14 protein-coding genes and 3 rRNA genes are annotated in these 22,872 nt (G+C 67.4%); 8 read left to right on the forward strand and 9 right to left on the reverse strand.

What is annotated here, in order from left to right; translation table 11 throughout:
* Positions 1-53: 53 nt before the first annotated feature.
* The 3 genes from OG456_RS24490 to OG456_RS24500 are packed head-to-tail and all read right to left on the reverse strand — an operon-like array spanning position 54 to position 2,708.
* Positions 54-950 carry a metal ABC transporter permease gene (locus tag OG456_RS24490; RefSeq protein WP_266564433.1) on the reverse strand — a complete coding sequence of 299 codons (897 nt, stop codon included), beginning with the start codon at positions 948-950 and terminating at the stop codon, positions 54-56.
* Between the two features lies 1 nt (position 951).
* Positions 952-1,734, reverse strand: coding sequence for a metal ABC transporter ATP-binding protein (locus tag OG456_RS24495; protein ID WP_266564435.1), 783 nt, complete (start codon positions 1,732-1,734; stop codon positions 952-954).
* Between the two features lie 17 nt (positions 1,735-1,751).
* Positions 1,752-2,708, reverse strand: a complete 957-nt coding sequence (locus OG456_RS24500) for a metal ABC transporter substrate-binding protein (RefSeq protein WP_266564437.1) — start codon at positions 2,706-2,708, stop codon at positions 1,752-1,754.
* A 197-nt stretch (positions 2,709-2,905) separates the two neighbouring features.
* Between OG456_RS24500 and OG456_RS24505 the strand changes: the two genes are divergently transcribed.
* The 5 genes from OG456_RS24505 (at position 2,906) to rrf (ending at position 10,535) form a co-directional block, all read left to right on the forward strand.
* Positions 2,906-4,288, forward strand: coding sequence for a glycine--tRNA ligase (locus tag OG456_RS24505; protein ID WP_266564439.1), 1,383 nt, complete (start codon positions 2,906-2,908; stop codon positions 4,286-4,288).
* Positions 4,289-4,487: 199 nt separating this feature from the next.
* Positions 4,488-4,706 (forward strand): hypothetical protein, encoded by a 219-nt coding sequence (locus OG456_RS24510; RefSeq protein ID WP_100594289.1) that lies wholly within the window; start codon positions 4,488-4,490, stop codon positions 4,704-4,706.
* Between the two features lie 660 nt (positions 4,707-5,366).
* Positions 5,367-6,894: ribosomal RNA gene (locus tag OG456_RS24515) — 16S ribosomal RNA — on the forward strand.
* Between the two features lie 312 nt (positions 6,895-7,206).
* Positions 7,207-10,329: ribosomal RNA gene (locus OG456_RS24520) — 23S ribosomal RNA — on the forward strand.
* An 89-nt stretch (positions 10,330-10,418) separates the two neighbouring features.
* Positions 10,419-10,535 (forward strand): 5S ribosomal RNA (rrf, locus tag OG456_RS24525).
* Together the 16S, 23S and 5S rRNA genes form the textbook arrangement of a ribosomal RNA operon.
* A gap of 148 nt (positions 10,536-10,683) precedes the next feature.
* Here rrf and OG456_RS24530 read toward each other — a convergent pair.
* From OG456_RS24530 to OG456_RS24540, 3 genes are all read right to left on the reverse strand, one after another.
* Positions 10,684-11,274 carry a TetR family transcriptional regulator gene (locus tag OG456_RS24530; protein ID WP_266564441.1) on the reverse strand — a complete coding sequence of 197 codons (591 nt, stop codon included), beginning with the start codon at positions 11,272-11,274 and terminating at the stop codon, positions 10,684-10,686.
* A 24-nt stretch (positions 11,275-11,298) separates the two neighbouring features.
* A complete protein-coding gene (locus OG456_RS24535; protein ID WP_266564443.1) occupies positions 11,299-12,333 on the reverse strand; it encodes an aldo/keto reductase in 1,035 nt (344 codons plus the stop codon).
* Between the two features lie 155 nt (positions 12,334-12,488).
* The gene (locus OG456_RS24540; RefSeq protein WP_266564445.1) at positions 12,489-13,931 is read right to left on the reverse strand and encodes an MFS transporter; all 1,443 of its coding nucleotides are present in this window, start codon (positions 13,929-13,931) and stop codon (positions 12,489-12,491) included.
* A 161-nt stretch (positions 13,932-14,092) separates the two neighbouring features.
* Between OG456_RS24540 and OG456_RS24545 the strand changes: the two genes are divergently transcribed.
* A complete protein-coding gene (locus OG456_RS24545) occupies positions 14,093-14,989 on the forward strand; it encodes a helix-turn-helix transcriptional regulator (protein ID WP_266569410.1) in 897 nt (298 codons plus the stop codon).
* 110 nt (positions 14,990-15,099) lie between these two features.
* Here OG456_RS24545 and OG456_RS24550 read toward each other — a convergent pair whose 3' ends face one another.
* The gene (locus OG456_RS24550) at positions 15,100-16,569 is read right to left on the reverse strand and encodes an MFS transporter (RefSeq protein WP_266564447.1); all 1,470 of its coding nucleotides are present in this window, start codon (positions 16,567-16,569) and stop codon (positions 15,100-15,102) included.
* 102 nt (positions 16,570-16,671) lie between these two features.
* Here OG456_RS24550 and dusB point away from each other — a divergent pair, with 102 nt between their 5' ends.
* Positions 16,672-17,802, forward strand: a complete 1,131-nt coding sequence (gene dusB, locus OG456_RS24555) for a tRNA dihydrouridine synthase DusB (RefSeq protein WP_266564449.1) — start codon at positions 16,672-16,674, stop codon at positions 17,800-17,802.
* Between the two features lie 59 nt (positions 17,803-17,861).
* Here the strand turns inward: dusB and OG456_RS24560 are convergent, their stop codons facing one another.
* The gene (locus OG456_RS24560; protein WP_266564451.1) at positions 17,862-19,832 is read right to left on the reverse strand and encodes a glycogen debranching N-terminal domain-containing protein; all 1,971 of its coding nucleotides are present in this window, start codon (positions 19,830-19,832) and stop codon (positions 17,862-17,864) included.
* Positions 19,829-21,298 carry a hypothetical protein gene (locus tag OG456_RS24565; RefSeq protein WP_266564453.1) on the reverse strand — a complete coding sequence of 490 codons (1,470 nt, stop codon included), beginning with the start codon at positions 21,296-21,298 and terminating at the stop codon, positions 19,829-19,831. Before OG456_RS24565 ends, OG456_RS24560 begins: the two co-directional genes overlap by 4 nt.
* A gap of 108 nt (positions 21,299-21,406) precedes the next feature.
* Here OG456_RS24565 and OG456_RS24570 point away from each other — a divergent pair, with 108 nt between their 5' ends.
* Entirely contained in the window at positions 21,407-22,651 is a 1,245-nt protein-coding gene (locus tag OG456_RS24570; RefSeq protein ID WP_266564455.1) for an ROK family protein, read from the forward strand.
* The last annotated feature ends 221 nt before the right edge of the window (positions 22,652-22,872 follow it).

The raw sequence follows: 22,872 nt of genomic DNA on the forward strand, positions 1-22,872 counted from the left end.
CTCCTCGGATTTACTGCCGGCGGCCCATTGTGCCAGGCCGCACGGGGCCCGGGTCAGACCTCGGCCTTGGCCTGACCGGGGATCCGGCCTGGAATCGCGCACTCCGCCGGGTCACCGGCCGCGCTCGCCGCCGCCCGCGCCCTGCGCCTGGCCAGCGGAGTGGCGATCAGGCTGAAGACGATGAACGCCGCGATGGTCAGCAGCACGATCGTCGCGCCGGGCGGGATCTCGACGTAGTAATTGGTGATCGTGCCGCCCAGCGTCGTGGTGACGCCGATGGCCACGGCGATCGCGAACGTCGCCGCGAAGCTCCGCGTGAGCTGCTGCGCGGCCGCCACCGGGACCACCATCAGCGCGGACACCAGGAGCAGACCCACGACGCGCATCGCGACGGTGACGGTCGCCGCCGCGGTCACCGCGACGAGCAGGTTCAGGACGCGCACCGGCAGGCCGGTCACCCGGGCGAACTCCTCGTCCTGGCTGACCGCGAACAGCTGCCGGCGCAGACCGATCGTGACCACGGCGACGAACCCGGCGAGGACACAGATCGACACGAGGTCGCTCTGCGAGACGGTCGACAGCGAGCCGAAGAGATAACTCTGCAGGTTCGCCGTGGAACCGCCGGGGGCGAGGTTGATCAGCATCACGCCGCCCGCCATACCTCCGTAGAAGAGCATCGCGAGCGCGATGTCGCCGCGCGTCTTCCCGTACCAGCGGATCAGTTCCATGATCACCACGCCGACCACGGAGACGGCCATCGCCATCCACACGGGCGACGTGGAGAGCAGGAAGCCGAGGCCGACGCCCGTCATCGCGACATGGCCGATGCCGTCACCCATCAGGGCCTGCCGGCGCTGGACGAGATAGATGCCGATCGCGGGGGCGGTGATGCCCACCAGGACCGCGGCGAGCAGGGCCCGCTGCATGAAGGCGGAGTCGAGGAATTCCATGTCAGCTCAGCAGTCCTGTGCGTACGGGGGTGAGATCCGAGGTGTGCGGGTGGACGTGGTCGTGGCCCGGCAGCGCGTGCTGGCCGACCGCTTCCGGCGGCGGCCCGTCGTGCAGGACGCAGCCGTCGCGCAGCACGACCGCACGGTCGATCAGCGGCTCCAGCGGGCCCAGCTCGTGCAGGACGAGCAGCACGGACGCGCCGGCCTCGACCTGCGCCCGTAGTGTCTTCGCGAGGATCTCCTGGCTCGCCAGGTCGACGCCCGCCATCGGCTCGTCCATGATCAGCAGCTCGGGCTCGGAGGCGAGGGCGCGCGCGATGAGGACACGCTGGTGCTGGCCGCCGGAGAGCGCGTCCACCGAGTCCTTGGCACGGTCGGCCATCCCGACCAGGTCCAGCGCCCGGCGCACCGCCTCACGGTCCACCTTGCGCAGCAGACCGAAGCGCGCCCGGGACAGCCGCCCCGAGGACACGACCTCGGTGACCGTGGCCGGCACCCCGCCCGCGGCCGTCGTCCGCTGCGGCACGTAACCGACCCGCGCCCAGTCCCGGAACCGCCGACGCGGCGTACCGAAGATCTCGACCTCGCCTCCGCTTACGGGCACCTGGCCGATCACGGTGCGCACGGCCGTCGACTTGCCCGAACCGTTGGCGCCGAGCAGGGCCACGACCTCACCGCGGCGCACGGTCAGGTCGATGCCGCGCAGCACGGGACGCGAGCCGAGCTCGGCCGTCACGCTGCGCAGGGCTATGACGGGCTCGCCGGCCTTCACCGATGCGTCCATGCCGCTGTCCTCCGTGCTCACTTGGCGCCGAGCGCCGTCTGCAGGGCCTTCAGGTTCGACTCCATGACCTGGATGTAGTCGTCGCCCTTGGACATGTCGGTGATGCCCTCGAGCGGGTCGAGCACATCGGTCTTGAGGCCCGCGTCGCCCGCGACGGTCTTCGCCGTCCTGTCGCTGACGAGGGTCTCGTAGAAGACCGTGGTCGCCCCGTCGGCCTTCGCCATGTTCTGGAGGTCCTTCACACGCGCCGCGCTGGGCTCGCTCTCCGGATCGAGGCCACTGATGGCCTCCTCGGTGAGCCCGTACCTCTCGGCGAGATAGCCGAAGGCCGCGTGGGTCGTGATGAACACCTTCGAATCGGTGTTCTTCAGCCCGTCCTCGAACCGCGTGTTCACCCCGTCGAGCTTGCCGACCAGCGCCGCGGTGTTCTTCTTGTACGCCGCCGCGTGATCCGGGTCGGCCTTCTCGAAGGCCTTGCCCACGCCCTCGGCGACCTCGGCGTACTTCACCGGGTCCAGCCAGATGTGCGGATCCCGGCCGCCCTCGCCGCCGTGCTCGTGGTCGTGCTCCTCGGCGTGCCCGCCGACCTCGGTGCCGTGCTTCTCCAGGTGCGTCAGGGAGGCGGCATCGACCTTGGTCTTGATCCCGGACTGCTGTATCGCGTCGTCGACGGCCGGCTGGAGGCCCTTGAGATAGAGGGCGACACCCGCGTCCTGGAGCTGCGCGGTCTGCTTCGCGCTGATCTCCAGGTCGTGCGGCTCCTGGCCGGGCTTGGTCAGATTGGTGACGGCCACGTGGTCCCCGCCGATCTGCTCCGCGAGGTACTGCATCGGATAGAACGACGCCACCACCGCGAGCTTGCCGTCGCTGTTCCTGCCGTCACCCGAGGAGGCGGAGCAGGCCGACAGGGCCGTGATGCCGAGCACGGTGACGGAGGCGACGGCGGCGGTGGGTATGAGGCGTCGTACGTTCATGACAGTCATTTTCAACAAATCTGGAAACGATTGTCAACAAGCTGTCGGCGCGATCACACCGAAACGGGCATCCCACCCCAGCCCGGGCTCCGGACCCCCAACCGATTTGATCCGGAGCCCTACGCCGCCGGTAACCTGAAGCATTCGCATTCGCTCTGAAGCAGCAGCTTCGTCGTCGTCGTAATGAAGAGAGCACCGTGGCCGCCGACAAGATCGACACCATCGTCAGCCTCAGCAAGCGCCGTGGCTTCGTCTACCCGTGCAGCGAGATCTACGGCGGCCAGAAGGCCGCCTGGGATTACGGACCGCTGGGCGTCGAGCTGAAGGAGAACCTCAAGCGCCAGTGGTGGCGCTACATGGTCACCTCGCGCGAGGACATCGTCGGTATCGACTCGTCGGTGATCCTGGCGACCGAGGTCTGGCAGGCCTCCGGTCACGTCGCCACGTTCAGCGACCCGCTCACCGAGTGCACCTCCTGTCACAAGCGGTACCGCGCGGACCACCTGGAGGAGGCGTACGAGGCCAAGCACGGCAAGCTGCCGGAGAACGGCCTCGCCGACCTCAACTGCCCCAACTGCGGCAACAAGGGCACCTTCACCGAGCCCAAGCAGTTCTCGGGCCTGCTCTCCACGCACCTCGGCCCCACACAGGACAGCGGCTCCATCGCCTACCTGCGCCCCGAGACCGCCCAGGGCATCTTCACCAACTTCGCCAGCGTCCAGCAGACCTCGCGCCGCAAGCCGCCCTTCGGCATCGCCCAGATGGGCAAGAGCTTCCGCAACGAGATCACGCCCGGCAACTTCATCTTCCGCACCCGCGAGTTCGAGCAGATGGAGATGGAATTCTTCGTCAAGCCGGGCGAGGACGAGAAGTGGCAGGAGTACTGGATGGAGCAGCGCTGGAACTGGTACACCGGCCTCGGCATGCGCGAGGAGAACATGCGCTGGTTCGAGCACCCGGCGGAGAAGCTCTCCCACTACTCCAAGCGCACCGCTGACATCGAGTACCGCTTCCGCTTCGGCGGAAACGAGTGGGGCGAGCTCGAGGGCGTCGCCAACCGCACGGACTACGACCTCTCCGCGCACTCCAAGGCCTCGGGCCAGGACCTCTCCTACTTCGACCAGGAAGCCGGCGAGCGTTACACCCCGTACGTCATCGAGCCCGCCGCCGGTGTCGGCCGCTCCATGCTCGCCTTCATGCTCGACGCCTACGTCGAGGACGAGGCGCCCAACGCCAAGGGCAAGATGGAGAAGCGCACCGTCATGCGCTTCGACCACCGCCTCGCCCCGGTCAAGGTCGCGGTCCTGCCCCTGTCCCGCAACCCGGAGCTGTCCCCGAAGGCCAAGGGACTCGCCACCGCGCTGCGCCAGAACTGGAACATCGACTTCGACGACGCGGGCGCCATCGGCCGCCGCTACCGCCGTCAGGACGAGATCGGTACGCCGTACTGCGTCACCGTCGACTTCGACACCCTCGACGACAACGCCGTCACGGTTCGCGAGCGCGACACCATGAAGCAGGAGCGTGTCTCCCTCGACCAGATCGAGGGCTACCTGGCTACGCGCCTCGTCGGCTGCTGATCACCCCTCGGGGACCAGGCACCACAGAAGCGGCCCAGGAGCGTGCACATCGCGCTCCTGGGCCGCTTCCGCCGTTCCCGGGCGGCCCCGCGGACGCCGGCGAGACGCACAACGCACCACAGAAACCCCCCTGTTGATATTGCTCTTGCTGCACACTCCTTGCGGAACGCACGCCCACAGGGGCCGCGGAGGAGGCGTCATGCTGCCGAACACCACCACGAGCAAGGTCAGCCGCTGGGACCAGCACGGCCGGGAGCACACGGTGCGGGTACAGCGCTCGGGCCCGCGCCGCACCATCAGATGCGACACCTGCGGCTGGCGAAAACCCGCCCAGTTCCTGCCCTGGCTCAAGGCCGAGGAGCACCTCGCCCAGGAGCACCAGGCGACGGTGGACCCGTCGGCCCAGGGGCCCCAGTAGGGCCGAGTTGACACGGGGCCCGGAGATCTCTAGAGTCCTCCGAGTTGTCACCCGGCCAGTCGGCCCCGCGACAGCACCTCCGCCGCTCAAGCGGCACCCAAACAAGCAGCACGATCTCCCACCGGGAGTGAATTCGGCACGCCCGAATTCAATTCGCGGTGGACTCGATGGCCCGATTAGGCGCCGCCGGGGGAATCCGCTAAAGTTTGGGACGTCGGAACGGCCCAACAGCCGCGAAGACAAACCCACTGACTGGGAATCAGGCCCGAAAGGATCTGATAGAGTCGGAACCGCCGGAAAGGGAAACGCGAAAAGCCGAAAGGCCGGAGCGGAAACCTGAAAGGCACCGAGGAAATCGGACACGAAAGAGTCTGATAGAGTCGGAAACGCAAGACCGAAGGGAAACTGCCCGGAGGAAAGCCTGAGAGAGTCTCTCGGGTGAGTACAAAGGAAGCGTCCGTTCCTTGAGAACTCAACAGCGTGCCAAAAGTCAACGCCAGATTGACAACCCCGGCCCACTTTGTGGGTTGGAGGTTCCTTTGAAAAAGTCCTCACTCCCACACCGGGGTGAGGCGCACTAGCGAGGACGCAGTGAATCGTAGGGATTATTCCTCCCGACGGTTCCGCTCTCGTGGTGTTCACCGGGATATCCCGGAAACATTCACGGAGAGTTTGATCCTGGCTCAGGACGAACGCTGGCGGCGTGCTTAACACATGCAAGTCGAACGATGAAGCCCTTCGGGGTGGATTAGTGGCGAACGGGTGAGTAACACGTGGGCAATCTGCCCTGCACTCTGGGACAAGCCCTGGAAACGGGGTCTAATACCGGATGACACCCCCTCTCGCATGGGAGGGGGTTGAAAGCTCCGGCGGTGCAGGATGAGCCCGCGGCCTATCAGCTTGTTGGTGAGGTAGAAGCTCACCAAGGCGACGACGGGTAGCCGGCCTGAGAGGGCGACCGGCCACACTGGGACTGAGACACGGCCCAGACTCCTACGGGAGGCAGCAGTGGGGAATATTGCACAATGGGCGAAAGCCTGATGCAGCGACGCCGCGTGAGGGATGACGGCCTTCGGGTTGTAAACCTCTTTCAGCAGGGAAGAAGCGAAAGTGACGGTACCTGCAGAAGAAGCGCCGGCTAACTACGTGCCAGCAGCCGCGGTAATACGTAGGGCGCAAGCGTTGTCCGGAATTATTGGGCGTAAAGAGCTCGTAGGCGGCTTGTCACGTCGGTTGTGAAAGCCCGGGGCTTAACCCCGGGTCTGCAGTCGATACGGGCAGGCTAGAGTGTGGTAGGGGAGATCGGAATTCCTGGTGTAGCGGTGAAATGCGCAGATATCAGGAGGAACACCGGTGGCGAAGGCGGATCTCTGGGCCATTACTGACGCTGAGGAGCGAAAGCGTGGGGAGCGAACAGGATTAGATACCCTGGTAGTCCACGCCGTAAACGGTGGGAACTAGGTGTTGGCGACATTCCACGTCGTCGGTGCCGCAGCTAACGCATTAAGTTCCCCGCCTGGGGAGTACGGCCGCAAGGCTAAAACTCAAAGGAATTGACGGGGGCCCGCACAAGCAGCGGAGCATGTGGCTTAATTCGACGCAACGCGAAGAACCTTACCAAGGCTTGACATATACCGGAAAGCATCAGAGATGGTGCCCCCCTTGTGGTCGGTATACAGGTGGTGCATGGCTGTCGTCAGCTCGTGTCGTGAGATGTTGGGTTAAGTCCCGCAACGAGCGCAACCCTTGTTCTGTGTTGCCAGCATGCCCTTCGGGGTGATGGGGACTCACAGGAGACTGCCGGGGTCAACTCGGAGGAAGGTGGGGACGACGTCAAGTCATCATGCCCCTTATGTCTTGGGCTGCACACGTGCTACAATGGCAGGTACAATGAGCTGCGATGCCGTGAGGCGGAGCGAATCTCAAAAAGCCTGTCTCAGTTCGGATTGGGGTCTGCAACTCGACCCCATGAAGTCGGAGTTGCTAGTAATCGCAGATCAGCATTGCTGCGGTGAATACGTTCCCGGGCCTTGTACACACCGCCCGTCACGTCACGAAAGTCGGTAACACCCGAAGCCGGTGGCCCAACCCCCTTGTGGGGAGGGAGCTGTCGAAGGTGGGACTGGCGATTGGGACGAAGTCGTAACAAGGTAGCCGTACCGGAAGGTGCGGCTGGATCACCTCCTTTCTAAGGAGCACTTTGGCTGCCGGGTTTCACCTGGTGGTCCAAGAGCCATTTCGTCGGCAAATGTCCGACGGTGGTTGCTCAAGGGTGGAACGTTGACTATTCGGCACAGTGAGTTAGATGGGTTTGCCAGTACTGCTTCGGCGTGGAACGCGAATCACATCAACTGACTGGGTCGGGCACGCTGTTGGGTGTCTGAAGGTACGGCCGATTGGTCGCCTTCAGTGCCGGCCCCAGTGCACTCGAATCTGTTGGTTCGGGGTGATGGGTGGTTGGTCGTTGTTTGAGAACTGCACAGTGGACGCGAGCATCTGTGGCCAAGTTTTTAAGGGCGCACGGTGGATGCCTTGGCACCAGGAACCGATGAAGGACGTGGGAGGCCACGATAGTCCCCGGGGAGCCGTCAACCAGGCTTTGATCCGGGGGTTTCCGAATGGGGAAACCCGGCAGTCGTCATGGGCTGTCACCCATACCTGAACACATAGGGTATGTGGAGGGAACGCGGGGAAGTGAAACATCTCAGTACCCGCAGGAAGAGAAAACAACCGTGATTCCGGGAGTAGTGGCGAGCGAAACTGGATGAGGCCAAACCATATGCGTGTGATACCCGGCAGGGGTTGCGCATGTGGGGTTGTGGGATCTCTCTTTCACGGTCTGCCGGCTGTGAGACGAGTCAGAAACCGTTGATGTAGGCGAAGGACATGCGAAAGGTCCGGCGTAGAGGGTAAGACCCCCGTAGTCGAAACATCAGCGGCTCGTTTGAGAGACACCCAAGTAGCACGGGGCCCGAGAAATCCCGTGTGAATCTGGCGGGACCACCCGCTAAGCCTAAATATTCCCTGGTGACCGATAGCGGATAGTACCGTGAGGGAATGGTGAAAAGTACCGCGGGAGCGGAGTGAAATAGTACCTGAAACCGTGTGCCTACAAGCCGTGGGAGCGTCGCGCAAGGAACTTGTTCCTTGCGTCGTGACTGCGTGCCTTTTGAAGAATGAGCCTGCGAGTTTGCGGTGCGTTGCGAGGTTAACCCGTGTGGGGAAGCCGTAGCGAAAGCGAGTCCGAATAGGGCGATTCAGTAGCGCGCTCAAGACCCGAAGCGGAGTGATCTAGCCATGGGCAGGTTGAAGCGGAGGTAAGACTTCGTGGAGGACCGAACCCACCAGGGTTGAAAACCTGGGGGATGACCTGTGGTTAGGGGTGAAAGGCCAATCAAACTCCGTGATAGCTGGTTCTCCCCGAAATGCATTTAGGTGCAGCGTCGTGTGTTTCTTGCCGGAGGTAGAGCACTGGATAGGCGATGGGCCCTACCGGGTTACTGACCTTAGCCAAACTCCGAATGCCGGTAAGTGAGAGCACGGCAGTGAGACTGTGGGGGATAAGCTCCATGGTCGAGAGGGAAACAGCCCAGAGCATCGACTAAGGCCCCTAAGCGTACGCTAAGTGGGAAAGGATGTGGAGTCGCACAGACAACCAGGAGGTTGGCTTAGAAGCAGCCACCCTTGAAAGAGTGCGTAATAGCTCACTGGTCTAGTGATTCCGCGCCGACAATGTAGCGGGGCTCAAGCGTACCGCCGAAGTCGTGTCATTGCGATATATACCCCCAACGGGGATCGTGATGGGTAGGGGAGCGTCGTGTGCCGGGTGAAGCAGCCGCGGAAGCGAGTTGTGGACGGTTCACGAGTGAGAATGCAGGCATGAGTAGCGATACACACGTGAGAAACGTGTGCGCCGATTGACTAAGGGTTCCTGGGTCAAGCTGATCTGCCCAGGGTAAGTCGGGACCTAAGGCGAGGCCGACAGGCGTAGTCGATGGATAACCGGTTGATATTCCGGTACCCGCTGTGAAGCGTCAAACATTGAATCAGGCGATGCTAAGTCCGTGAAGCCGTTCCGGACCCTTCGGGGAAAGGAAAGTGGTGGAGCCGACGGACCAGACTTGTAGTAGGTGAGTGATGGGGTGACGCAGGAAGGTAGTCCAGCCCGGGCGGTGGTTGTCCCGGGGTAAGGGTGTAGGGCGCTGTCCAGGTAAATCCGGACAGCTTGTGCCTGAGACCTGATGCCGAGCCGATTGTGGTGAAGTGGATGATCCTATGCTGTCGAGAAAAGCCTCTAGCGAGTTTCATGGCGGCCCGTACCCTAAACCGACTCAGGTGGTCAGGTAGAGAATACCGAGGCGTTCGGGTGAACTATGGTTAAGGAACTCGGCAAAATGCCCCCGTAACTTCGGGAGAAGGGGGGCCATCACTGGTGAGAGGACTTGCTCCTCGAGCTGGGGGTGGCCGCAGAGACCAGCGAGAAGCGACTGTTTACTAAAAACACAGGTCCGTGCGAAGCCGTAAGGCGATGTATACGGACTGACGCCTGCCCGGTGCTGGAACGTTAAGGGGACCGGTTAGTGCACTTTCGGGTGTGCGAAGCTGAGAACTTAAGCGCCAGTAAACGGCGGTGGTAACTATAACCATCCTAAGGTAGCGAAATTCCTTGTCGGGTAAGTTCCGACCTGCACGAATGGCGTAACGACTTCTCGACTGTCTCAACCATAGGCCCGGTGAAATTGCACTACGAGTAAAGATGCTCGTTTCGCGCAGCAGGACGGAAAGACCCCGGGACCTTTACTACAGTTTGATATTGGTGTTCGGTTCGGCTTGTGTAGGATAGGTGGGAGACTTTGAACTCTGGACGCCAGTTCAGGGGGAGTCGTCGTTGAAATACCACTCTGGTCGTGCTGGATGTCTAACCTGGGTCCGTGATCCGGATCAGGGACAGTGTCTGATGGGTAGTTTAACTGGGGCGGTTGCCTCCTAAAGAGTAACGGAGGCGCCCAAAGGTTCCCTCAGCCTGGTTGGTAATCAGGTGTTGAGTGTAAGTGCACAAGGGAGCTTGACTGTGAGACCGACGGGTCGAGCAGGGACGAAAGTCGGGACTAGTGATCCGGCGGTGGCTTGTGGAAGCGCCGTCGCTCAACGGATAAAAGGTACCCCGGGGATAACAGGCTGATCTTCCCCAAGAGTCCATATCGACGGGATGGTTTGGCACCTCGATGTCGGCTCGTCGCATCCTGGGGCTGGAGTCGGTCCCAAGGGTTGGGCTGTTCGCCCATTAAAGCGGTACGCGAGCTGGGTTTAGAACGTCGTGAGACAGTTCGGTCCCTATCCGCTGCGCGCGCAGGAATATTGAGAAGGGCTGTCCCTAGTACGAGAGGACCGGGACGGACGAACCTCTGGTGTGCCAGTTGTCCTGCCAAGGGCATGGCTGGTTGGCTACGTTCGGAAAGGATAACCGCTGAAAGCATCTAAGCGGGAAGCCTGCTTCGAGATGAGTATTCCCACCCCCTTGAGGGGTTAAGGCTCCCAGTAGACGACTGGGTTGATAGGCCAGATCTGGAAGCCCGGTAACGGGTGGAGGTGACTGGTACTAATAGGCCGAGGGCTTGTCCTCAGTTGCTCGCGTCCACTGTGTTGGTTCTGAAACCACGAACAACCCCACGTTTGTCACAGAGCGTAATGCGGTTGACAGTTTCATAGTGTTTCGGTGGTCATAGCGTGAGGGAAACGCCCGGTTACATTCCGAACCCGGAAGCTAAGCCTCACAGCGCCGATGGTACTGCAGGGGGGACCCTGTGGGAGAGTAGGACGCCGCCGAACTATTTTTGAAGAAAACCCCCGTAACGGATGAGAATCCTGTTACGGGGGTTTTCTGCGTTGTACGCCGGCCCCGGGCCGGTCCCTTGGGTGCGCTTTTCCGGCCGGACCCCTATTCAGGGTTCGGCCGAAAATCGTGCGGGGGATACGGTCAGGAGTTCAGGCCGCGGAGGACGAGATCCGTGAGGGCCCTGAATTCCTCGTCGATGCCGGCCTTCTGCCACTCACCCGCGTACGCCGGATCGTGGAAACGGTTGGTCGCGTCGAATACCGCGCGGGCCGTCAGAGCGGGGTCGGGGTGCGGAAGGCTGAACTGCCCCTTGGTGATGCCGTCTTGAATGATGTGGTCGAGCTGCATGATCAGCTCACCGACGTGGAGTTCGACCACCCGGCTGTTCTCACTGATCAGTACCTGGTACGTGGCGAAGAGCTGCGGATCGTCGCCCGCCTTGCGGCGCTTGGCCGCGAACAGCGTCGCGAGCCATTGGCGCAACATGGCGGGGGCCGTCAGTGAGCCGTCTGTCATGAGCAGTTGCAGTTCGTTCGTGGTGCGGTCGAGCCAGCGCTTCGTGACCGCCTCGCGCAACTGTGCCTTCGTACCGAAATGCCGGTAGACGCTGCCGTGACTGACGCCGAGCGCGCGGGCCACGTCGACGACGTTCGCCTTGGCGGGACCATGCCGGCGCAGTACCTCCTCGGTCGCCTCGAGGATGCGCTCGGTGGTCAGGGTCTCGGTTGCCATGATGCCGACCGTACCGGGCGGTGATCAGCGCTCGCTGTCGAGGTGTGTCATCTGTGCCTCGGGATAACGGTCACCCGCGGCGGCACCGGCCGGGATGGCCTCCTCGATCGCGGCTAGGTCCGCCGAGTCCAGGTTGATGTCGAGAGCGCCGAGCGCCTCCGTCAGCCGGTCCCTGCGACGGGCGCCGACCAGGGGCACGATGTCCTCGCCGCGGCTGAGCACCCAGGCGATGGCGACCTGCGCGACGCTGGCACCCTTCTGTTCGGCGATCTTGCGCAGCGACTCCACGAGGTCGAGGTTGTGCTGGAGGTTCTCGCCCTGGAAGCGCGGGCTCATTCCGCGGAAGTCGTTCTCGGCGAGCTTGCGGTCCCGGCCGAAGTGCCCGGAGATCAGGCCGCGCGACAGGACCCCGTACGCCGTGATGCCGATGCCGAGCTCGCGGGTGACCGGCAGGATCGCCTCCTCGATACCGCGGGAGATCAGCGAGTACTCGATCTGCAGATCGGAGATGGGGGCGGTGGCGGCGGCCCGCCGGATCGTGTCGGCGCCGACCTCGCTCAGGCCGATGTGCCTGACGTGTCCCTTCTCGACGAGCTCGGCGATGGCGCCGACGGTCTCCTCGATCGGTACGGCGGGGTCGACGCGGGCGATCCGGTATACGTCGATGTGGTCGACGCCCAGGCGCTGCAGCGAGTATGCGGCGAAGTTCTTCACTGCGGCAGGCCGGCCGTCGTAGCTGGACCAGCCGCCGTCCGGGTCTCGCAGAGCGCCGAACTTCACGCTGGTCAGCGCCTTCTCGCGGTGCGTGGCGGGGGCGGTGCGCAGGGCCTCCCCGATGAGCATCTCGTTGTGCCCCATCGCGTAGAAGTCCCCGGTGTCGAGCAGGGTGATGCCGGCGGCGAGGGCCGCGTGGATGGTGGCGATGGACTCGCCCCGGTCGGCCTCCCCGTAGAGCGCGGACATCCCCATGCAGCCGAGCCCGATGGCGGAGACCTCGGGACCGGTGGAGCCTAGAGGGCGGGGGTGGAGGGTGGGGGAGGTGGGAGTGGTGGGGGACATCAGGCGCTCCTTAGAACGGTGCCGCCAGTTCGATGGTTCTGTAGTCTCCCTATCCACGATGGCATGACAGATGACAGATTTCAATATCTGTCATCTGTCATCTGCCATGCGCGGGGTGGGAGCGAGTGCCGGTCAGCCCCAGGCCAGCCCCGGGCTCAGCTCACCGTTCGTGGCAGTCTCAAGCTCAGTGCTGTCGTCAGGGCTATGCCCGCCAGTTGCACCAGCAGGGTTGTCACCAGTGCGTCTCGCATGCCCAGGCTCGGAGTCAGGGTGAGGAAGAGGGAGCCGAGTGTGGCTACGCCGAGGGCCAGGGCCGACTGCTGTGTGGTGATCATGACGCCGCTGCCCACTCCTGCCCGCGTCGCCGGTACCTCGGACAGGATGAGCCGGAAGAGTATGGGGAGTTGGAGTGCCTGGCCCGCGCCCGCGAGTGCGGCGCCCGGCATCAGTTCGAGGATGCCCAGGTCGGGCCAGGTCCGCCAGGCCGCGAGGGCGATGAGGGCCACGCCGACGCCCTGGATGATGCCGCCCGCGGTGACGATCCGGGTGCCGTACCGGGCGATGAGGCGCGGGCCCGCGAGGGAGACGGCGAAGAAGACCGCGGCCATCGGCGCGAGGGACAGGCCCGCCGGTACGGGGCCGAGGTGTTCGCCCTGCTGGAGCGCCACCGCGATCACGAACATGAAGCCACTGAATCCGATGGAGAACGGCACGATCATGATCAGACCGCGGCGCAGTGAGACGAGGGCGAAGAGGCTGGGCGGGACCAGTGGGGTGCGTCCGTGCCGGTCTGCCCGGCGTTCCACCTGGTAGAAGGCGTACGCGATGAAGGGGAAGACCGCGAGTGAGATCCATGTCCACAGGGGCCAGCCGGCTGCCCTGCCCTCGGTCAGGGGTGCGAGGAGCGTGAGCAGGGACGCGGCGAGGAGCACCGTTCCGGGGCCGTCGACCGGTTCGGGGTGCGGGGAGCGGGTTTCGGGGACGGCGCGGGCTGCCAGGAAGAGGCCGACCAGTACGACGGGCACGTTGACCAGGAACACCGACCGCCACCCGGTCCCGAAGACGTCCGCTGCGACGAGGACGCCGCCCAGGATCTGGCCGACGACCATGGACAGGCCCGCCGTGGCCCCGTACAGGCCCATGGCCTTCGCCCGGCGCCGGCCAGTCGTCGTCGACTGGATGGTGGCGAGGACCTGCGGGAGCATCGCGGCCGATGCGGCGCCCTGCGCGACGCGCGCGGCCACGAGGGTCCAGGCGTCGGGGGCGAGGCCGCAGGCCAGTGAGGTCAGGCCGAAGGCGATCATGCCGCCGAGGAACAGCCTGCGCCGGCCGAAGAGGTCGCCGAGCCGTCCGCCGAGGACGAGCAGGACGGCGTACGCGAGTCCGTAGCCCGCGACGACGAGTTCGAGGAGTGCCTCGCCCGCGGCCAGGTCGTGGCCGATGGTGGGCAGGGCGACGTTGACGATGAAGAAGTCGATGAGGGGGAGCGCCGCGCCGACCAGCACGGTGAAGAGCCCGAGTCCGCCGAGTGCCGGTGGGGCCGTGGCGGTGCGGGTGGTGGTGGCGACAGTGAGGGAACGGGTCCCGGTTCCGGTCATGGGTACCAGCGTCGTCCTGCGCTCAGACTGGTACCAGAGTGTTCTTATCCTGGTAGAAGGACTACCTGGCAACAGGCTCCGTGGCGCGGCAGGCTGGAGGCATGACCACGATGGCGCGGACGACGAAGACGACTGCGGCTCAGGCACAGGCACACGCACAGATGCAGGGGCAGGCGCAGGGGCAGGCCGGTGGGTCCCCGCGCGAGTCGCCCAAGCGGGAGTCCGAGATCCGGCGGCATGAGCTCGCCGACTTTCTGCGCAGCCGTCGCGCCCGCATCCCCCCCGAGCAGGTCGGGCTGCCGCGGGGCCGGCGTCGGCGTACCCCCGGGCTGCGGCGTGAGGAGATCGCGCAGCTGTCCGCGGTCGGGGTCACCTGGTACACGTGGCTTGAGCAGGCGCGGGACATTCAGGTGTCGGTGCAGGTCCTGGACGCGCTGGCCCGCACGCTGCTCCTCGATGTGAGTGAGCGCGCGCATCTGTTCCAGCTCGCGGGGGCCGTCGATCCGTCGCCCGCGTCGAGCTGTCAGACGGTCACGCCGGCGCTGCGGCTGATGCTGGAGAAGCTGGAGCCGCTGCCCGCGTGCATCCAGAACAGCCGGTACGACATCCTCGCGTACAACCGCACGTACGGGCGGCTGCTGTGCGACCTGGACACGGTGGCGCCCGAGGACCGCAACTGCATGGTGCTGATCTGCACGAACGAGCAGTGGCGGAAGTCGTTCGTGTTCCTGGAGGACACGATCCGGCTGATGGCGGCCAAGTTCCGCGGGTCGATGGCCGGTCATCTGGGCGAGCCCGCCTGGGAGTTGCTGCTCAAGCGGCTCGAGGACGAGTCGCCGGAGTTCCGTGAGGCGTGGCAGCTGCACGAGGTGGTGGGCACGCGCAGCAAGACGAAGTACTTCCGCAACGCGCACGTCGGGCCGCTGTCCCTGGTCCACACCGATCTGTGGCTCGGCCCGGACCAGGGGGCCCGTCTGGTGACCTACACGCCCGCCGACGAGGAGTCGCGGGAGCGGCTCGACCGGCTTCAGGAACTGGCGCCGGCCGTGGCCTCCTGAATAGCCCGGCTGTTCCGGTGCCGGACGGTCGGTGAGGAGGCCGACCAGGAGTGCGGTGGCGCCGCGGCCCACGGGGATCCTTCAGGCCGCGTGGGCCGGCGTCGGTCTCTTCAGGTGCTGGCGCAGGCCGTGGCCTCCTGAATTTCCGGCTCTTCCAGGCAGCGGGCGGTGCGCTGGGCGGTGGAGCGTGCCCAGCGGCCGCTGGTGAGGAGGCCGACCAGGAGTACGGCGACGCCACAGCCCACGATGATCCACCAGCCGCCGCGGCTCGCGTCGACGAACGTGGTCGCGTACGAGGACGTGCCGACGCCCGACGCGATGCCCGACGCGAGGACCGCGCCGATGACGGCGACGCCGAGGGTCTGGCCGATCTGCCGGCTGGTGGAGGCGACCGCGGCGGCGACGCCGGCCTGCGCGCGGGGCATGCCCGAGACGGCGGTGTTGGTGATGGGGGCGTTGACGAAGCCGAAGCCGAGGCCGAAGAGGACGTAGCCGATGAAGCGGGTCACGTTCGACGTCTCCGCCTCGAACGCGGCGAACAGGACGCCGCTCGCCGTCATCGCGATGCCCGCGACGAGCAGCGGGATCCTGGGGCCGCGGCTGCCGACGATACGGCCGGAGACCGGGGCGCACACCAGAGTCATGGCCGCCATCGGCAACATCCACAGGCCGGCGTCGAGGGCGTTGAGGCCGCGTACGTTCTGCAGGTAGAGCGTCGAAAGGAACAGGAAGCCGCCGAGTGAGGCGAACGCGCTGATCGCGATCACCGTGGCGCCGCTGAAGGGTGCCGAGCGGAAGAAGCGCAGGTCGATGAGGGGTTCGGCGCGGCGTGGCTCGTAGGCGATCAGGCCGACGAGGGCCGCGAGGGCGAGCAACGCGAACGTCACGATGACCGGGGACGTCAAGCCCGCGGCGGGGGCCTCGATGATCGCGTAGGTGAGGGAGCCGAGGAGCGTCATGACGAGGAGCTGGCCGACCGGGTCGGGGCGGCGCGGCTTGGGGGCGCGGGACTCGGGGACGTAGCGCATGGTCAGCAGGAGGGCGGCGAGGCCCACCGGCAGGTTGATCCAGAAGATGGAACGCCAGCCGACCGAGTCGACGAGGACGCCGCCCACGATGGGGCCGGCGGCCATGGAGATGCCGACGACGCCGCCCCAGACGCCGATGGCCCGGGCGCGTTCGCGGGGCTCGGTGAACGTGTTGGTGATGATCGACATGGCGACGGGGTTGAGCATCGAGCCGCCCACCGCCTGGACCATGCGGAACGCGATGAGGGACTCCAGATTCGGCGCCACGGAGCACAGCACCGAGCCCACGGTGAAGATCACCAGGCCGGCTTTGAATATCCGGCGGCGTCCGATCCGGTCGGCCGTCGAGCCCGCCAGCATCAGGAGCGAGGCGAGGACCAGCGTGTACGCGTCGATGGTCCACTGCATCCCGGAGACGCTCGCGCCGAACTCCTTCTGCATGCTCGGCAGCGCGACGTTCAGGACGGTGTTGTCGAGGCTGACGATCAGCAGGCTCATGCAGCAGATCGCGAGGACGAGCATCCGCCGGCGGTGGGTCAGTGGAGGGGGCATGAAATCGACGGTAGCCCGACCGCGGGCGGGGCCGCCCGCCAGGTGGGGGACAATGGAGAGCCGCCCCTGCCCGCCGCCCCACGTTTTCGGAGAGCCCGCCCGATGTCCCAGCAGCTCACCATCGGTCCGCACCTCGTGCAGCCGCCTGTGGTCCTCGCGCCCATGGCCGGGATCACGAACGCGCCCTTCCGCACCCTGTGCCGGGAGTATTCCGGCGGCAAGGGCCTCTTCGTGAGCGAGATGATCACGACGCGGGCGCTGGTCGAACGCAACGAGAAGACCATGCAGCTCATCCGTTTCGACGCGAGCGAGCAGCCCCGGTCGATCCAGCTGTACGGCGTCGATCCGGCGACGGTCGGCAAGGCCGTTCGGATGATCGTCGAAGAGGATCTCGCGGATCACATCGACCTGAACTTCGGCTGCCCGGTCCCGAAGGTGACGCGCAAGGGCGGCGGCTCCGCGCTCCCGTACAAGCGGAATCTGCTGCGGGCCATCCTGAAGGAGGCCGTCAGCGGGGCCGGGGACCTGCCGGTCACGATGAAGATGCGCAAGGGCATCGACGACGACCACATCACGTTCCTCGACGCGGGCCGGATCGCCGTCGAGGAGGGCGTCACGGCGATCGCCCTGCACGGGCGCACCGCGGCACAGCACTACGGCGGTACCGCCGACTGGGACGCCATCGCCCGTCTGAAGGACCACGTCCCGGAGATCCCCGTCCTCGGCAACGGCGACATCTGGTGCGCCGACGACGCGGTGCGGATGATGCGCGAGACCGGCTGCGACGGTGTCGTGGTCGGGCGTGGCTGCCTGGGCCGGCCGTGGCTGTTCGGGGATCTCGTCGCCGCCTTCGAGGGTACGGGCGCGCCCGCCGCGCCCGACCTGCGCAAGGTCGCCGAGGCGATGGTGCGGCACGCGGGGCTGCTGGGCGAGTGGATCGGCGACGAGGCGCGCGGTGTCATCGACTTCCGTAAGCACGTGGCCTGGTACCTGAAGGGCTTCTCGGTCGGCTCCGAGATGCGCAAGCGGCTCGCCGTCACGTCGTCGCTCGCCGAGCTGCGCGCGGGTCTCGACGAGCTGGACCTCGACCAGGCGTGGCCCGTGGGCGCGGACGGGCCTCGCGGCCGTACGTCCGGCAACAACCGGGTGGTTCTGCCGGACGGCTGGCTGAAGGACCCGTGGGACTGCGCGGGCATCAGCGAGGACGCCGAGCTGGACACGTCCGGCGGCTGAGCCTGACGCGTACCCGGGCCGTCGTCATCACCCCGAGAGTCGTCATCCCCCGACCCTCGTCATCCCCCGACCGCCGTGAGCAGGGCGAGCGGCGCCGCCGCCGAGCGTGACTCGCGCTCGCACGCGTGCGGGTAGGGGACGGGCGCCGGGTGCGCCTCCCGCGCGTACCCGGCGAGCACCTCGGGCAGCCGGTGGCCCGAGGCCGCGGCCGCCTCCACCAGCGCGTGCGCCACCGTCCGTGCCTCGTCGTGCAGCCCGTAGCGGGCGAGCCCGAGCGCGATCAGGGCGTTGTCGTGCGGCCACACCGAACCCCGGTGGTAGGAGAGCGGGTGGTACGCGGCCTGACCGGCAGCGAGCGTGCGCACCCCCCAGCCGGAGAAGAAGTCGGGCTCCAGGAGACGCCGGCCGACCACCTCCCCGTACTCCTTGTCGAGCAGGCCGGACCACAGGAGGTGGCCCGCGTCGGACGCCAGCGCGTCGACGTGCCGCCCGTCGCCGTCCAGGGCGAGCGCCGGGAACGCGCGGTCCGCCATCCAGAAATCCCGCTGGAAACGGTCCCGCAGATCGGTCGCCGCCTGCTCCAGGAGGTCCGCGTACACCGGGTCGTCCCAGGCCGTGCGGGCGAGCGCGGCGGTGCGGCGCAGGGCGTCGTACGCGTAGCCCTGGGCGCCCGCCGCCGTCACGGGTCCCGTGGGGCGGCTGCCGTCGGCCGAACAGATGGCGCCCGGTGAGTCCTTCCAGTTCTGGTTGGCGAGGCCGCCGCGGTCGGCGCGGTAGACGAGGTAGCCGCGCGAGGTGAGGCCGCCGTGGTCGAGCATCCAGCTGACGGCGGCCCGCGCGTGCGGTTCGAGGCGGCGGGCCGTCGCCACGTCGCCGGTCCGGTCCGTGTACGCGCCGAGCAGGACGAGGAACAGGGGCGTCGCGTCGACCGAGCCGTAGTAGCGGGCGAACGGGACCTGTCCGAAGTGCGCGAGCTCGCCGTGCCGCACCTCGTGGACGATCTTGCCGGGCTGGGCGACGGCGTCCTCCGTGGACTCGGTGGCCTGCGTCGCGGCGAGCACCGGGAGCGTCGCGGCGGCCAGGTCCGGCCGGTACGGGAGGGCGAACAGGGAGGTCAGGAGCGCGTCGCGGCCGAGAAGTGTGAGGAACCAGGGGACGCCCGCACCCGGCACGCTCAGCCGCTCGCCGTCCGGGCCGGTGGCCGGCACCTGGAGCACGGCCAGGTCGGCCAGGCCCCTCGTGCACGCAGCGGCGAGAGCGGGCCAGGCGGCGGGCAGTGTGATGTCCCGCGTGAACTCCTCGGTGCGCGCGGCGAGTTCGGCCGCCGCGTCGGCGGGGGACGCGGGGACCGGGATGCCGGGGGCGCCGTGCGGGCGGGCCGCGACGCGCAGGCTCAGGTCGGCCGTGCCGTGCCCGGCCAGTTCGAGGGCCCAGACGAGGCGGCGGGCGCCGGTGCCGGTCTCCTCGACGGCGTCGGGCGCGGGTTCCGCGGTCACCGTGGTCGACGAGCGCCACTCGCCCCGCCGGTAGCCGAACCGGACGCCGTCCTCCAGCGCCGACCGGGAGCGGACGGCGCCGGTCTTCGTGTAGGTGCGGTGGTCGGCGCGCAGCTCGAACTGGTCGGTGAAGTCGGCGTCGACGGTCAGCGCGAGCCGTACCGTCGTCGGCGCCGCGCGGTTGGAGACGACCCGCAGGGTTTCGACGAACGCGCTGTCCGCCACGGCCTGTTCGCGGAACAGGGTGTACGCGGGCGGCTCCAGGCGGCCGCCGCGCGGCACGAGCACACAGCGCGCCACGCCCTCGCCGGTGCCGTTCCGCCCGGCCGTGTCCCCGCCCGGCGGTCCGGCGGGTGTGAGTACCTCGGGCGCGGCGCCGTCCGCGGTGAGCTGCCAACGGCTGAGGTGCCGGCCGTCGCGCACGAACAGGCCGTCGGGCGAGCCGGATCCGCGTACGCCGCTGATGTCACCGCTCGGGCCGATCGCCGCGAACGTGGCGCCCCGCACGAGCAGTTGATGCTGTCGGTCCGTCATCCCCAGGTCCCTCCCTCGTGCCGCTCCCGCGGCTCCTGCAGCAGATCCAGGGCGAGCGCGGCGCTCCAGGCGAAGCCGCGCGCGCCGCAGCCGCGTCCCGTGTACGGATCCACGTATTCGGCGAAGGCCGTGTCGAGTGCGGTGCCGAGCAGCGTGGTGCGCAGGCGCTCGGCCTCCGCGTGCTCGCCGTGGAGGCGCAGGCCGCGCTCGATCAGCCAGTTCGTGTTGAACCAGGCCGGTCCGCGCCAGTAGCGGTGCGGGTCGAAGGCCGGTCCCGTCAGGTCGTAGCTCGGCACGAGCCGCACCGCTGTGCCGAGGCCGAAGCGGGGGCTGCGGGCGGTGCGCAGCAGGCCGGCGGTCACGTGCCGGGGGAGCGTCGGCAGGATGAGCGGGATCAGGCCCGAGACGCCGTACTCCGGGATCAGGGCCGGGGGTGACATCTGCCGGGTGGCCGTCCGGGACGTGTCGTGTCCTGGTGCGCGGGGTGTGTGGTGGCTGTCGGTCACGCGCAGGTCGCGGCAGAAGAACATGCCTGTCGCCGGGTCCCACAGGCGCTCGACCAGCGCTGCCGTGAGGCGTTCGGCGCGGGCGTGGCGGGCCGTGCCTGTGGCGCCGAGTTCGCAGGCGATGCGGGCGAGGGCGTGCTCGGAGGCGATCAGGAGGGCGTTGAAGGCGGGGTCCTCGACGGCGAACTCGCTCTGTCCGTCGGTGTATTGGCCGTCCCGGTAGTCCGTCGCGAGGCGTACGTACCGGCCGTAGTCGAGGTCGGTGGGCCGGTCGTCGGGCGCGCCGTGCTCCAGGTCGGCGCGGCGGAACGCGCGCGCGGGGGCCGGGGCGATCCGGCTCAGCGGGGCGTCCCAGCAGGGGCTGTTGTCCATGCCCTGCTCCCAAGGGTGGATCACTGAGGCGAGGCCGCCGCCGCCCAGGTCCCTGCGGTGCAGGAGATAGCGGTGCCAGGCCGCGAGCTTCGGATGGATGCGGGCCAGGAACGAGCGGGACCGGGACAGCCCGGGGTCGGCGCGGTGCACGAGCCACGCGGCCAGCGCGTGCACCGGCGGCTGCACGATGCCGGAGGTCTGCACGGCGCGCGGCGCACCGGCCGCCCGGCCCGAAACGGAGGAGCGCCAGAAGTCGGGGCTGGGAAAGTAGGCGTCGAGAGGGACGGAGGGGTTGAACACGATGTGCGGCACCCGGCCGTCGCCCCACTGGGCGGCGAACAGCGTCTCCAGCTCCAACTGGGCGCGCAGCGGCGACACATGGCGTGATCCGATGGCGACGAACGCGGAGTCCCATGACCACTGGTGCGGATAGAGGGTGCGGGAGGGGACCGTGGACGTGCCCGTCCAGTTCGTCTCCAGGACCCGCGCGGCCCGATCGCGCAGCGCGGCCCGCTCGCGCGGGGGAGCGGCGGCGGCATCGGAGGCGCGGCGCGGAGCCGCACCGGTCCGCCGGGTTGTGCGGTCCACACGAACTCCCACGGTCTGTCAGTTAAGCCGTATCCAGCATAGAGTTACGTCTACTTAACCAGCAAAACCCAATATGTAACGCGCAGTTGACGAACGCAAGGGGTGCGAATGGCCGGGGACCGGACGAGAGAGCGGCCGCGGAGCCAGGCGAGCGCCGGGGACCTGCTGCACCTCGTGCGCAGCGGCCGGGCGATCACGCGCGGCGCGCTCCAGGAGGCCACCGGGCTCTCCCGGGCCACCGTCGGCCAGCGCCTCGACCGGCTCTTCCGGGCGGGCTGGCTGCGTGAGGGCGCGGGCGGTCCCGCAGGGTCGCCGACGGGCGGGCGGCCGTCCCTGCGCCTGGAGTTCGACGACGCCCACGCGGTCGTCCTCGCTGTCTCCCTCGACACCCGGCACGCGCGCGCCGCCGTCCTCACCCTCACCGGCGAGCTGCTCGCCGAGCGCTCCGGCACCCTCTCCGTCGACGAGGGGCCGGAGCGGGTGCTCGGCGCGCTCGGCGGCTGGTTCGCCGGTCTTCTGAAGGAGGCGGGCCGGAGCGCGGACGCCGTGTGCGGCATCGGGCTCGGGGTGCCGGGTCCCGTCGACACCGCCACGGGCCGCGTCGTGCAGCCGCCGATCATGCCGGGCTGGGACGGCTACGACATCAGGGGCCGCCTGGGCCGCGCCTTCGCCGAGCAGACGGGCGGCGGGGGCGGCTCGGGCGACGCGGCCGGCGTCCCGGTTCTCGTCGACAACGACGCCAATCTGATGGCCTACGGCGAGCAGCGCACCGGTCACCCGGACTGCGCGGCCTTCGCCCTCGTCAAGGTGTCCACCGGCATCGGCGCGGGCGTCGTCGTCGGCGGCCAGATCTACCGGGGCATAGACGGGGGAGCGGGCGACATAGGGCATATCCGGGTGCCCGAGGGCGCGGGCACGCTGTGCCGGTGCGGCTCGTACGGGTGCCTGGCCGCGGTGGCCAGCGGGCGCGCCCTCGCGCGGCGGCTCACGGAGGCCGGGGTGCCGGCGGAGTCGGGATCGGATGTGCGGGAGCTGCTCGCCGAGGGGCACCCCGAAGCGGTGCGCCTGGCACGGGAGGCCGGACGCAGCGTGGGCGAGGTTCTGGCGACGGTGGTGACGCTGCTCAACCCGGGGGTCCTGATGATCGCGGGGGATCTGGCCGGAACCCCCTTCCTCACGGGCGTACGCGAACTGCTCTACCAGCGGGCCCTGCCGCGCTCCACCGCTCATCTGGACGTGGTCACCGCGCGCCTCGGTGAGCGGTCTGCCCTGGTCGGGGCGGGTGCGCTCGTCGTGGAGCACCTCTACGCGCCGGACCGGGCGGAGGAACGGCTCGCGGCGCTCGGCCTGTGAACGCCCGCTTTCCGTCCGGATGCTGACATCGAAGGGTCCGGAAACGGCGTGATTCTCGCCACCCCTGATAGGGGTAGCGCTCAGATGAGCATGTTGAGGCCGGTTGTACATTTCTAAGGCATGGCACTGAGTGCCACCGCTCGATCATTTACGACTTGAACTCACATGAGTGTTGTCCGTGCTCACCTGAGCGATATCCGGGGTCTACGGGGGTTGTGTGT

Origin of the sequence: Streptomyces sp. NBC_01446 (assembly GCF_026340095.1) — a bacterium.
In the GTDB taxonomy this organism is placed as follows: domain Bacteria; phylum Actinomycetota; class Actinomycetes; order Streptomycetales; family Streptomycetaceae; genus Streptomyces; species Streptomyces aureus.